Source organism: Candidatus Nitronereus thalassa, from assembly GCF_032191465.1.
GTDB lineage: Bacteria > Nitrospirota > Nitrospiria > Nitrospirales > UBA8639 > Nitronereus > Nitronereus thalassa.
This window is the reverse complement of sequence record NZ_JAQOUE010000001.1, coordinates 1,740,587-1,752,696: the sequence shown is the minus strand read 5'-3', so window position 1 is coordinate 1,752,696 and position 12,110 is coordinate 1,740,587. Positions and strand designations below refer to the sequence as shown.

Here is a 12,110-nt window from a genome sequence, read left to right as displayed (position 1 = left end):
GGGAATATAGAATTTTTAAGATTTTGAGTTGTGAAGATAAACGTTTTTGTTAGTGTTGATCCTGGTGCTTTTCTAGATGGGGGTAAATTTTTATCGTATTTTAAAGAGGAAGGAAGATGGAATAGATAGCAAAACTTAAGTATATGATATTAAAGGGGAAAAGTTGGACATTTAGAAAATTGGCTATTTTTTGCAAATGCTCTTTTATTTAGCTTTTTTGACGTAGGCTTTATAGACTCGCTTTGGATCAGAATCTTCTTCCTCTAATCCTACCATTTCATGTCCGGTTGTTTGGCACCAAGCTGGCATGTCCTTTTTAATCCCCTCGTCGTCTGAAAGAACTTCCAGAACTTGCCCCATGGTGAGTTCTTTGATTTTTTTGGAAGTGAGAATGATTGGCATAGGGCAGAAGTAGCCCAAGGTATCGAGTTTAACATCGGATTCAATCATTGGTAGCTCCTTACATATTGGTGAGGGGGGGCACCCACTCCAAAGTCTCTTTCTCAAATAAACAAATTCACGGAACCGTTTTTGGCTTCAGCCAAATAGGTGGAAACGCCTGCAAGTTGGTCCACGCCGTCGATCAGTGTGTCCTTGGAAATTCCAAGGAGGCCTAAAGTTGTGGTGCAGGCAATCATTTTCACCTCGAGGTCCAAGGCCGTCTGGATGAGTTCGGGTACGCCAGGCATGCGATTGTCTTTCATGACTTTTTTCATCATGGTGGTTCCCATGCCGCCAAAATTAAACTTGGACAGGGGAAGGCTGTCCGCACCGCCTTTGTTGAGAAAGCCAAAGGCTTTACGTAGGAAGTCCTTGGCCGTGCTGGAGGCTCCGGGCTTGCGAATCACATTCAATCCCCAGAAGGTAAAAAACATGGTGACCTGCATCCCCATGGCGGCAGCCCCGGTGGCAATAATAAAGGCGGCCATGGCCTTATCCATATCTCCACTCAGGAGAACAATTGTAACCTTGTCAGATTTAGATTCCTGGAGTTGTGCGAGGGTCGTGGCGGGTTCAACTTGCGTTATGCTCATGGAATCACCTGTCGTATTATTTGGGAGTAAGTAGTTGTCTTCTTACCCTGTCCCACCTTGTGATTGTCTAGAGAAACATACACGTTGAATGGGTGGGAAAGAAGAAAGAAAAGTTAGTAGTTTTTACTATAATAGGGCCTCTTTCGGGTTGTCAAGAAAGAGGGTTTGGGGTATGAAGCCGGAGTCCAATACGAAGATAGTTTATTGAGAGAATCCTTAAAAAATGGCTGAATCTATCATTGAATGTGTGGCGAACTGTAGTGAGGGCCGCAAGGCTGAGACGATTCAGGCGCTTGCCGATGCTATCAATTCCGTTAAAGGCGTGAGCCTTTTGGATCGGCATCATGATAATGACCACCATCGGTGTGTCTTCACCTTTGTGGGCATTCCTGATGCGGTAGCTCAGGCTGCCTTTGCCCTGGTGAAAACCTCGACCGAATTGATTGATTTACGTCAACATGCGGGGCAACATCCGCGAATTGGCGCAACTGATGTCCTCCCATTTATTCCGCTTGATGGGGAAACGATGTATCAGTGTGTGGAGTTGGCTAAAAAGGTTGGAAAACGAATTGGCGATGAGTTGAGAATTCCGGTGTTTCTCTATGAGGAAGCTTGTAATCAGCCTTTCCGTAAACCGTTAGAAGTTATTCGGCGTGGTGGCTTATCTAGTCTAGCGGCACGAATGAAGTCTGATCCTGCCTGGTCACCTGACTTCGGTCCTGCCAAGCTGCATCCCTCAGCCGGTGCCATCGCGGTTGGTGCTCGGCATCTCTTGATTGCCTTTAACATTGTTCTGGATACCAACGATCTAACTCTTGCCCAAGCCATTGCCAAAACCATTCGTACCTCGGGAGGCGGTTTGCCCGCAGTCAAGGCATTGGGCTTGGAGCTGAAAAGCAGGGGTTTGGTTCAGGTGTCGATGAATCTCACGAATTTTCATATGACGCCGCTTCATGTCGTATTTGAAGCTGTAAGGACTGAAGCGGAGCGACGCGGGGTCTCGATTGCAAACAGTGAACTTGTGGGCTTGATCCCGCAAGAGGCGGTAACTCAAGCTGTCGCAAATTATTTGAAATGCGAATCCCTAGCTTCAGATCGCATACTGGAAACACGCCTGAGGCGTTGTCAGAGTTAATAATCGGCGTTACAGTAAAGAGGCATCCAGGGGCTACTTACTGAAAGGGTCTTCATATGGAATCGGCTTGGATTTCGTGCTATTGTGCGATGCAATACACCTAAGGGTTTCAGGGAAACAATTCCATTTATTGAGAGATTATCTATTCATGTTCCTCTAAAGGAGAACCATATGTCAGGATCGAATATTCGAGAGACTAAGTTTGGGAAAATGACCGTCGGTCAGTTAATGGAAACAAACGTTCAGTCCGCCAACAAAGACTCCAAGGCGGAAATGCTGGCGAACTATATGATGGAGGGATATGGGTCGGTGCCGATTATCGACGGCTCAGAAAAATTAGTCGGCATCGTGTCTGAATTCGATCTCTTGAAGGCGCTCAGAAAAGGCAGTAAATTATCCGAAGTCTTGGCCAGCGATGTTATGACGCCGAATCCCATCTCAGCCTTTCAGGGTATGGATGTCCCAGCGGTCATTGATATTCTGCAAAACAACCATTTGATTCGTGTCCCAGTTGTCGATGGGAGTGGAAAGTTAATTGGCATCATCGCGCGCCGAGATGTCCTCCGCGGTTATCTTCAGTCAGGGAGCTAACGTTGTATTCAACCAAGGCTTTTCGCAAACCCTTCGATTCCTCTGTGAAAATCTTGGGCATTCATCATGGCAGCCCACGAAAGCCTGATGGCAGGCATGATGTCTGGCGGATATCCCACAAACGGCTTCACGATAATTCCGGCCTTAGCCGCTAACTGTGCCACCAACCGTTGATGGTCCAATCCCGGTTGGCCCTGGATGGTCAGAATGCCAGGAGCCTGGGGGCCGCTCCATTCAATAACTTTGTTCCCTGGTCGTTTCCCCAAGAGATCCTTGGCTTGTTGGCGAAATTTTTTAAGTCTTTCCGTTCCCACCCCTTCTTGATATTTACTATCACAGGCCTTCGCTAGTCCGGCAATGAGCCCAATGTTTTGTGTCCCAATTTCAAATTGATTGACCTGCGGCGTTTCTCCTACGTTGACCTGAACAGGCAAAGTCGAGTGACCTTGCAAGAAGCGAGGATTTACAATCATTGCGCCCGTACCTAAGGGGCCTGCACACCACTTGTGGCCGGTAAAAAAATACACATCATACTCTAATTGACTCAAATCAATGGGGATATGTCCGACGGCTTGCGCCCCATCGATGAACAACCTCACGCCATGCTTTCTGGCGAGACTCGAAATTGCCTGAATGGGAAAAATCCTTCCATCCACATGAGAGACATGGCTCAGGATAATAGCTTTAAACGGGTGTTGGTCGAGTGCCTGAGACATGGAGCATAGCAATTCATCAGGCGACGAGGGATTCACCTCCTGGATGCGAACTCCTCGATGGGCCAAAGCCTTAAATTGGCGCGTAATGGAAGGATTTTCATGGGTGGAAGTCAGAATGGCGTCACCTGGGTTCCATTGAAGTGAGCGGGTGGCAATATAATGAGCGGTTGAAGCATTGGAGACAAAGGCAATGGTGGATGGATCAGTGACATTCAATAGCTTGCTTACTTGCTGGCGGCATTCCAGGACTTTGCCGAGATACCATTGAATCCCCGCGTCGGAATACAAATAGTGCTTGAATTCGGCGAGTGTATTGGTAACCGCTTGTTCGGCCTCAGGACGAGTCGGAGAAAGCGCGGCATAATTAAGATAGATCATGACTGGCCAGTGTTCAGATATTTTGGCAATGGGATATCGCTCTTCGCCCACGATCATAGCAAAGAGTGATGAAAAAAAGGAAAATCGAGTTTTCGGAGAAAACGGGAAAGAAAGGGAGTTACCGTTTTTTGGCTAGGGCCAAACCATGGAGGTGATCGGGATCGGTGTACCATTCCACAGGACTGAAGCCCGCCCCGGTCAGTAGCGTCTCCACTTGAGGCCGAGTATATTTCGTGCTGATTTCAGTAAGAATTTCTTCCCCTTCGTGCAATCGAAGATGTAAGTCCAATTCTGGAATGGGAATAGCTTGATCACGTCGGGATCGTAGGTATATTTCAATACGGTGTTGTTCATGGTTGAAGCGAGCGATATGCTCAAACGCATCAAGGTCAAATTCGGCTCCGATCACGGATTGCAAAACGGATAAAATATTTTTATTGAAAGTCTCCGTGATGCCTGCTGAATCATTATAGGCCGCTTCCAAACGGTTCACATCGGTGGTGAGTTGCACGCCCAAGAGAAAGAAATCTCCATGGCCCATTTCCTCATAAATTGAGGAAAGAAAAGCTAGAGCCTCTTCAGGGCCCAAGTTGCCGATGGTTCCGCCCAAAAAGGCGACCAATCGTTTACCACCTTCCGGAATGTGTTCCAAATGCGCGAGAAAATCCCCGACTATTCCATGAACCTGCAACCCTTGGTATTCCTCTACGAGTTCTTGGGCCACACGTCGCACGATGCCTTCGCTGACATCAAATGGGACGTAGAGCCGGAGCTGTTTGGCCCGCGACATAGCATCGAACAATACGCGGGTTTTCGTGGCCGCGCCTGATCCGAGTTCTACTAAAGTGTCAGCCCCCGTCTGGGCGACCACATCATCGGCTGTGTTTTTCAGTAATTGGAATTCAGTTCGTGCGGGGTAGTATTCCGGCAATTCGCAGATTTGTTCAAAGAGAGCCGATCCTCGATCATCATAAAAATATTTGGTCGGCAGTTTTTTTGGTGAGGAAAGCAGTCCATTACGAATTTCTTGTTTCACCCTGTCGGGGTCAGTATGGACATGGACATCAATGAGAATATTGGATTGATCAAGCATGCTGATAACCCCTTTAGACAAATATGTAAGGGGGAGAGTTGATGCAAGGAAACAGTGAGATCCTGAAGGATGCGGACTTTAATGGTTTGCCGGGAGATGTGCAAGGTCAATGAAAAATTTTCGGTGATTGAGAAACACTCCGACTCATTCCATTCGAGATCAATTTGCTTTGTAGTGGAAGGGCAAAACCGTTTTCTGTGATCGAGCCCATCATAGGTGAAGCCCTCGTGGTCTGACCCAGTGTTCCACTTTGCTCAATGACCCATCGATCACCAGGGCGAGCACAGCGGCGGGTAAAGCTCCCGAGAGAATGATGGTGGTATTGGCCATTTGCAATCCCGCGACAATGGGTACCCCTAAGCCTCCGGCCCCTATAAAGGCGGCCAAGGTCGTTGTCCCTACGGTGATAACACCAGCGGTTCGAATGCCGGCCATGATGACGGGAGCTGCTAACGGTAGCCGAACCCATTTGAGAATTTGCCATTCCGTCATTCCAAGTGCCCGAGACGATTCGACTGCCTGGGGAGCGGCATCACGAAGACCGGAATAGGTGTTTCGGACAATAGGAAACAGCGAATAAATCCATAACGCCATCACGGCAGGCACCATGCCAATGCCAAAGACGGGGATCATGAAGGCCAGTAATGCAATAGAGGGAATCGTTTGAGTGAGTCCGATACCGCGAATGATGTGTTCAGCCATCGATGGGCGGCGTTCGAGCAATAATCCTAAGGGGACAGCGAGAAATATTCCCAATCCGAGCGCTAAGCCCGCTAGAGTAAGATGTTCGAAGGTACGGTCCATCAGGGTTTTCCAGTTCTCCCACAAATAGGGCAAGAGAGCGTCTTGACGGGAGCCGGCGTCAGGTGTGGCGGCGTCCGTCCCGAGTAATCCGATTGATGACAAAGCATCACGTGCGACGATCTCCAGTGGTTCCCCACCTTCCTGTAGACGAAAATTCAACTGCTGCATGGCCTTAGCATCGAAGGCGTTGCTTAATAACCCTAATACCGCGCCCAACTGCGGATGGTGTTCAAGGGTTAAACCTCTGATAACTCCGGACGCCTCATAGGGCGGAAAAAAATGTTGATCATCTTCCAGCACCACGAAGTCATAAACAGACAACCGTCCATCGGTCGTATACACATCGAGAACATCAATGTTCCCATTAGCAGCCGCTTGGTATTTTAACGACTGTTGCATGGCCTGGACATGTTGGAACGAGAGGCCATATCGTCGTTCAAGTCCCGGCAACCCATCAGGTCGTTTAATGAATTCGTATCCCAGTCCTGCCCGAAGGGAGGAGGAGATCTTGGCAAGATCAGAAATGGTTCGTAACGTTGGGTCGGATATCGCAGAGCGGGTGACGGCCAGCGCATAAGAATTTTCAAAGCCCAAGGGGTTCAACCACCACAGGTCCCAACGTTTCAAGAACTCTGCCCGGACGGTGTTCAGAGCTGTTCGGGAATCTCCTGTTGGGGGGAATTGGAGAATACTCACCAACCCGGTACCGGTGTATTCCGGGTAGAGATCGATGGCGCCATTCAGCAATGCCTCAAAGCAAACTTGGGTGCCAGCCAATCCGAAACGCCGTTCGACCTGCAAGTCGGTGCGGGCTTCAATGAGTTGGGCGAACACTTCTGCGAGAAGTTTGTTCTCCATGAAATTTTTTGATCCAATCACAATCCGATTGTCTTCGGAAAATGCGGGTGGGGCGAACGGTAAGAGGAAAGAGAAGACTAAAAAAATCACGGCGCCCATTCGTCGTCCCAGAAATGAGAGTGGCGGGTTCATGAGTCCCTCCCACGAGACCGATGTTGGAGCAAATGTGAAATGTACTCATGAGCAGGTGCGTAGAGAAGTTCTTCAGGGCTTCCAAATTGCAGGAGATGGCCGTCTTTCAACACCGCGATGCGGTCTCCCAGGAGGAAGGCCTCATCAATATCATGCGTGACCATCGTTAAGGTTTTGTTGAGGCGTTGCTTGAGTTCCAAAAATTCTTCTTGGAGCTGGTGACGAGTGATGGCGTCTAACGCGCCAAAGGGTTCATCAAACAAGATGATGTCGGGGTCGGCGGCAAGTGCTCGGGCAAATGCGACCCGTTGACGTTGTCCACCGGAGAGTTGGATTGGATAGCGTGTGCGAAATTGGCTGGGGTCAAGATGAATGAGTTCCAGCAAAGCCTCGACTCGGGCGGCTCGTGTGTCTACATCCCATCCGAGTAAAAGCGGCACCAGCCCAATATTTTCCTCTACAGTCCAATGGGGCAGTAATCCTCCATCTTGTTGGACATAACCAATATGGCGACGAATCTCAATGGGGTCTCGGCCATGAATTGATTCTCCATGAATGCGTACGGCGCCGGAGGTTGGATGTTCCAATCCATTCAACATTCGGAGAAGGGTGGTTTTCCCAGACCCACTTTCTCCGATAAGTACGACGGTTTCACCGTGAAATATGTTCAGATTGAGATCTTGAAGGGCTTGGACGTGGGGTCCAAATGTTTTGCACACATCGTGAAGGCTGAGAACCGGTGATTTCATGGTCTTTAGTTCTTGACAACCCTGGCGGGTGATATATTACAAAGGTTCAATCAAAAATGCGCTCACACATGAATTTCAGCAAAAAGTGACTATAATGGCTGGAATATTCATGAAATACCACTTTTCAACACAACGATGAGTGAGGGATTATGCAGAGTTTGGCTGAAATTCGAAAGGAATTATCCGAGGCGCGAGCCCGCATGGATCAAATCTTTTCTCTTTTTACGCAGGAAACTCTTTATGAGCGTCCCATTCCTGAACGTCATCGGGTGATTTTTTATGTCGGACATGTGGAGGCCTTTGATTGGAATCAGATTTGTCGGTGGACGTTAGGGCAGTCCTCATTTCATTCCACCTTTGATACCTTGTTTGAGGCGGGCATTGACCCTGAGGTGGGATCACAGCAAGCCGATACCCCCTCAGATTGGCCGTCAATGACGGAGGTCCGGCGCTATAATCTCAAGGCACGGGAAGCAGTGGACCGCGCGTTGGAAGAGGCTCCCGAACCAATCGTTAGAATGGCGATTGAGCATCGCTGGATGCATGCGGAAACCACGGCCTATATTCTGCACCATGCGCCACGTGCCGGAAAAAAACAGCCCTCGGGTTCTCAAGCTACCGAAGGTCGTTCTCCCCAACATCGGTTCATTGATATTCCCCAAGGCAGAGTGACCCTTGGCCGGCGCGAGGGATTTGGTTGGGATAATGAATTTGGGGAACATCAAGTGGACGTTCCCGCCTTTGCCATGAGCCAATATAAAGTCACCAATCAGCAGTATCGACAATTTGTGGAGGAGGGTGGGGCTATTCCACCATTTTGGGTGAAACGGGATGAGCAGTGGTGGTTGAAAACGATGTTTGATGAAATTCCCCTTCCCAATCATTGGCCAGTGTATGTGTCGCTCATCGATGCCCGTGCGTATGCCGACTGGGCCGGGCTTTCCCTTCCGACAGAAGCGCAATTTCATCGTGCGGCGTATGGCAAGCTGGCAGGGAGTGAACAAGTCTATCCATGGGGCCAGGCGTCGCCAAATGGGGTCCAAGGAAATTTTAATTTCCAACATTGGGACCCGGTTTCCGTGACCGCATATTCGCAAGGCAACAGTGCCTTTGGCATCTCTCAACTGGTGGGCAATGGATGGGAATGGACCATCACACCCTTTCGTCCATTTGAAGGGTTCCAGCCCTATGCCACGTATCCCGGTTATTCGAGCCGTTTCTTTGATGACGATCATTTCATTGTAAAAGGTGGATCGCCAACTACTGCCTCCAGTTTATTACGGCGTTCCTTTCGAAATTGGTTTCGTCAAGGCTATCCTCATGCCCATGTTGGATTTCGGTGTGTTCGCAATACCTAACAACTCATTCTATTTTCTTTTCTCCTTTCGCCAAAAACCATGAATCTTCCTTCCCTCTCCCCTTGGAGTCCGCGTCGATGGTATCGAGAGCTCCGACATGTCTGGGAGGATACTCGCCTGTTAGTCTTAACCGCGCAAATCGCAGCGATTTATGCAGCAGTGCTCATTCCCTTTAAAGTCGGCATTCCGATTATTCCTGGGTTTGTAGAGCTCCGTCCCGCAAATGTCATTCCCATTGTCAGCTCACTACTTTTTGGTCCGGCGGCTGCCTGGGGATCGGGAATTGGTAATATCATTGGGGATTGTTTTGGCACATTGGGGCCTGCCAGCTTGTTTGGGTTTTTAGGCAATTTTCTCTATGGCTTTGTGCCGTATGTATTATGGGGGAATTTGGGCTGGTTATCCTCTGGGCGGGAACCCGTCGTGCGATCATGGAGGCAAGGCCTAGAGTACCTCATCATTGGCATTCTAGCATCCATGGTCTGCGCCGTTACTATCGGGTGGGGTGTGGAACTGTTGGGCCTTCTGCCGTTTTGGCTACTGACGCCGGCAATCTTTTTTAATAACTTGGTCATGGGGTTGCTCCTCGGGCCTCCGCTACTTCTGTTTCTTTATCCTCGTGTGAAGCAATGGAATTTATTCTATCGCGATTTCGATCGAGGCACTCTGGTGGGTTCGGGGTCGGGAGCCCAGTCAAAAACTGAAACGATTAGAGAGCCAGCATCCATAGGGCTTCACCCTGAGGCGTTGGCGGTTTCCATTCAGGATCTGACTTTTCATCCGACTCATGCTCCGCGTCCTGTTCTTTCAAAGCTTTCTTTAGCCGTGAAGCGTGGAGAATTGGTGGTGGTGATGGGCAGAACCGGTTCCGGAAAATCCACGCTCTGTTATGCATTGAACGGCCTCGTTCCTCAGTTTGTCCAGGGTGATTTTCAAGGGACGGTGACGGTAATGGGGCATCAGACCACACATACTCCGGTCTGGGAACAGGCCAATCGAGTTGGGATGGTGTTTCAGGATTTTGAAACACAACTTGTATCCACGAATGTTGAAACAGAACTTCGATATGCTCTGGAGTCCCAAAATGGACCGCGAAATGGGTGGAACAAGGCCGCGTTGCATCAACGAATTCACGATACCTTGAAGCTGGTCGGATTATCCGGCCTCGCTCGGCGTAATCCTTTTTGCCTCTCAGGAGGACAACGACAACGCTTGGTAGTGGCCTCCGTGTTGGTGCGTGAACCCCAAGTGTTGGTCATGGATCAGCCACTGACTGATCTGGACCCAGAGGGGCGGCGGGTGTTTATTCAACTCTTGGCACAACTCAAAGCCAAGGGTGTGACAGTGATCCTGGCGGAGCATTGTATAGAGGACTTGATTGCAGCAGATCGGGTGGTAGTGCTTGATCAAGGGGAAGTGCGTTGGCAGGGAACGCCCAGGGATTTGCTAAGTCATCCCGAGCTTGCCATTCAACATGGAGTGAGTCTGTTTCCGCTGGCGAAATGTTTTCAGGACATTGGTGTACCAACGTTACCGGCAACCGTGGAAGAAGCTTGGCATATTGCGGAGAATCTAGGGTTACAGCTGAAGTCTCTTGAATCACATGAATCGGGGGCAAGTTTGGCAAGTCCTCTTTCTTCCTCCAACATCATCGAAGTCCAGCAGGTGTCTGTGGAGTACCAACCTGGAGTTCTGGCACTTTCTCAAGTTTCACTGTCCGTTCAGGCCGGTGAGTTCGTAGCGATCATTGGGCAAAATGGCTCGGGAAAAAGTACCTTGGCCAAATTATTCAATGGCCTGCTTGTGCCATCCCAAGGCCGCGTTCTGGTGCAGGGACAAGATACGGCGGAAGCCGGAGTAGGCCGGTTAGCATCCATCGTAGGACATGTGTTTCAAAATCCGGACCATCAAATTTTTGCAGAAACTGTAAGAAAGGAAATTGCGTTTGGCGCGAGAAATGCCGGGTGCCCCTCGGAGGAATGCGACCAACGAGTGGAAGATACGCTTCAGGCCGTGGGGTTAACCGGGGCTGAGGGACTGGATCCTTTTTCTCTGACGAAGGGGGAACGGCAGCGGGTGGCTGTGGCCTCGATTTTGGCCACAAAACCTCAAGTCATCATCGTCGATGAACCGACGACCGGTCTTGACGCGGAGGAGTCGGTACGGATGATGACCATGATTCGTAGCCTGAATCAACAGGGACACACTATTATCATGATTACCCATGACATGGAGTTAGTCGCTAAATATGCGAAGCGATGTGTCCTTCTTGGGCATGGAGCTGTGTTGGGAGATGGGCCGACCCGAAACATATTTTCCAATCAAGAGCTCATGTGCGCTGCCACCTTGGAATGGCCTGCTCTGACTCGGTTTTCCCAACGGTGGGGCTCAACACTTCTCACCGTTGATGAAGTGACTAAGGCTTTGCGCACGTGACGAACCTTTCATTATTCCAGGATGAACAGACATGGGTGCACCGGTTGGATGGCCGGACCAAAATCCTTTGCCTTCTAGGACTGTTTTGCCTCTCGCTGGTCTTTTCCGATCCTGTGTACTTGTTCGGTCTGACCCTGGGAATCTTTGGCTTGGTCCTTTGTGCACGGTGTATCACCAATCTTAAAAAAATTTGGATTTTGCTTGCCTTGTTGTTCGTGTACAACGTCGTGCTCTGGCCATTTTTCGTGGAAGGGACGACCCCCCTATGGACCATCGCCGGAATGACGGTGATGCGTGAAGGGATTTTCCATGGGATGGGAATGGGGCTGCGTTTGAATGCCATGCTTATCAGTGGCATTATTCTATTATCGACTACTGCCATCGAGGAATTCGCCGAGTCTTCACATCGGCTAGGTGTACCGCGTTCCCTTGGATTTGCCGTGGCGTTGGCCTTCCGATGGGTGCCCAATTTGTTGAGTTCGATCGGTGCCGTGATTCAAGCTCAGCGATCCCGTGGGTTAGATTTGAAATCAACATCTTTGACAGGAAAAATTCGGCAATACCCCGCGTTGGTCGTGCCCTTAATTGGCCATACGCTTCGCCAAACCAACCTTTTGGCCATGGCGCTTGAATCTAAGGGTTTTGGCCCAGGTGAACCACGGCGTCCTCTTTTTGAGTCACACCTGACCATTCAGGATTATTGCGCCCTTGTAATTATGTCTGGTGTGGTGCTGGGAAGTCTATGGATGAGGATGAACGGGTATGGTACCATATGACCAATACACGCTGTGTAGATTTCACTTTTGAATGCTTAACCTTGACCGTG

Annotated in this window: 11 protein-coding genes; 5 read left to right on the top strand and 6 right to left on the bottom strand. The window is 49.6% G+C overall.

Annotated elements, in window-relative coordinates:
• Positions 1–204: 204 nt before the first annotated feature.
• Positions 205–450, bottom strand: coding sequence for a sulfurtransferase TusA family protein (locus PPG34_RS07830; RefSeq protein WP_313832635.1), 246 nt, complete (start codon positions 448–450; stop codon positions 205–207).
• Between the two features lie 53 nt (positions 451–503).
• Positions 504–1,034 (bottom strand): DsrE/DsrF/DrsH-like family protein, encoded by a 531-nt coding sequence (locus PPG34_RS07825; RefSeq protein ID WP_313832634.1) that lies wholly within the window; start codon positions 1,032–1,034, stop codon positions 504–506.
• Positions 1,035–1,257: 223 nt separating this feature from the next.
• Here PPG34_RS07825 and ftcD point away from each other — a divergent pair, with 223 nt between their 5' ends.
• Positions 1,258–2,169: a glutamate formimidoyltransferase gene (ftcD, locus tag PPG34_RS07820; protein ID WP_313832633.1), complete on the top strand. Its 912-nt coding sequence runs from the start codon at positions 1,258–1,260 to the stop codon at positions 2,167–2,169.
• Positions 2,170–2,340: 171 nt separating this feature from the next.
• Positions 2,341–2,760, top strand: coding sequence for a CBS domain-containing protein (locus PPG34_RS07815; protein WP_313832632.1), 420 nt, complete (start codon positions 2,341–2,343; stop codon positions 2,758–2,760).
• An 8-nt stretch (positions 2,761–2,768) separates the two neighbouring features.
• On the opposite strand, the gene PPG34_RS07810 is transcribed toward PPG34_RS07815, so the two are convergent.
• The 4 genes from PPG34_RS07810 to PPG34_RS07795 all read right to left on the bottom strand — a co-directional run bounded on the left by PPG34_RS07810 (position 2,769) and on the right by PPG34_RS07795 (position 7,490).
• A complete protein-coding gene (locus PPG34_RS07810) occupies positions 2,769–3,905 on the bottom strand; it encodes an aminotransferase class V-fold PLP-dependent enzyme (protein ID WP_313832631.1) in 1,137 nt (378 codons plus the stop codon).
• 67 nt (positions 3,906–3,972) lie between these two features.
• The gene (gene egtD, locus PPG34_RS07805) at positions 3,973–4,947 is read right to left on the bottom strand and encodes an L-histidine N(alpha)-methyltransferase (protein WP_313832630.1); all 975 of its coding nucleotides are present in this window, start codon (positions 4,945–4,947) and stop codon (positions 3,973–3,975) included.
• Between the two features lie 210 nt (positions 4,948–5,157).
• A complete protein-coding gene (locus tag PPG34_RS07800) occupies positions 5,158–6,741 on the bottom strand; it encodes a glycine betaine ABC transporter substrate-binding protein (protein ID WP_313832629.1) in 1,584 nt (527 codons plus the stop codon).
• Positions 6,738–7,490 carry an ABC transporter ATP-binding protein gene (locus PPG34_RS07795; RefSeq protein ID WP_313832628.1) on the bottom strand — a complete coding sequence of 251 codons (753 nt, stop codon included), beginning with the start codon at positions 7,488–7,490 and terminating at the stop codon, positions 6,738–6,740. Before PPG34_RS07795 ends, PPG34_RS07800 begins: the two co-directional genes overlap by 4 nt.
• Positions 7,491–7,639: 149 nt before the next feature.
• Here PPG34_RS07795 and PPG34_RS07790 point away from each other — a divergent pair, with 149 nt between their 5' ends.
• Genes PPG34_RS07790 through PPG34_RS07780 form a run of 3 tightly spaced genes read left to right on the top strand, consistent with a single transcriptional unit; the run spans position 7,640 to position 12,060 of the window.
• Positions 7,640–8,848, top strand: a complete 1,209-nt coding sequence (locus PPG34_RS07790) for an SUMF1/EgtB/PvdO family nonheme iron enzyme (RefSeq protein ID WP_313832627.1) — start codon at positions 7,640–7,642, stop codon at positions 8,846–8,848.
• A 39-nt stretch (positions 8,849–8,887) separates the two neighbouring features.
• Complete coding sequence (locus PPG34_RS07785; protein ID WP_313832626.1) at positions 8,888–11,284, top strand: energy-coupling factor transporter ATPase; 2,397 nt, start codon at positions 8,888–8,890, stop codon at positions 11,282–11,284.
• On the top strand, positions 11,281–12,060 hold the full coding sequence (locus tag PPG34_RS07780; RefSeq protein ID WP_313832625.1) for an energy-coupling factor transporter transmembrane component T family protein: 780 nt from the start codon (positions 11,281–11,283) through the stop codon (positions 12,058–12,060). The genes PPG34_RS07785 and PPG34_RS07780 overlap by 4 nt, the downstream gene beginning before the upstream one ends.
• Positions 12,061–12,110: the final 50 nt, after the last annotated feature.

Bases quoted from the DNA above. Each gene is read 5' to 3' on its own strand.
- PPG34_RS07830 (WP_313832635.1), bottom strand. From the start codon at position 450: ATGATTGAATCCGATGTTAAACTCGATACCTTGGGCTACTTCTGCCCT.
- PPG34_RS07825 (WP_313832634.1), bottom strand. From the start codon at position 1,034: ATGAGCATAACGCAAGTTGAACCCGCCACGACCCTCGCACAACTCCAG.
- ftcD (WP_313832633.1), top strand. From the start codon at position 1,258: ATGGCTGAATCTATCATTGAATGTGTGGCGAACTGTAGTGAGGGCCGC.
- PPG34_RS07815 (WP_313832632.1), top strand. From the start codon at position 2,341: ATGTCAGGATCGAATATTCGAGAGACTAAGTTTGGGAAAATGACCGTC.
- egtD (WP_313832630.1), bottom strand. From the start codon at position 4,947: ATGCTTGATCAATCCAATATTCTCATTGATGTCCATGTCCATACTGAC.
- PPG34_RS07800 (WP_313832629.1), bottom strand. From the start codon at position 6,741: ATGAACCCGCCACTCTCATTTCTGGGACGACGAATGGGCGCCGTGATT.
- PPG34_RS07795 (WP_313832628.1), bottom strand. From the start codon at position 7,490: ATGAAATCACCGGTTCTCAGCCTTCACGATGTGTGCAAAACATTTGGA.
- PPG34_RS07790 (WP_313832627.1), top strand. From the start codon at position 7,640: ATGCAGAGTTTGGCTGAAATTCGAAAGGAATTATCCGAGGCGCGAGCC.
- PPG34_RS07785 (WP_313832626.1), top strand. From the start codon at position 8,888: ATGAATCTTCCTTCCCTCTCCCCTTGGAGTCCGCGTCGATGGTATCGA.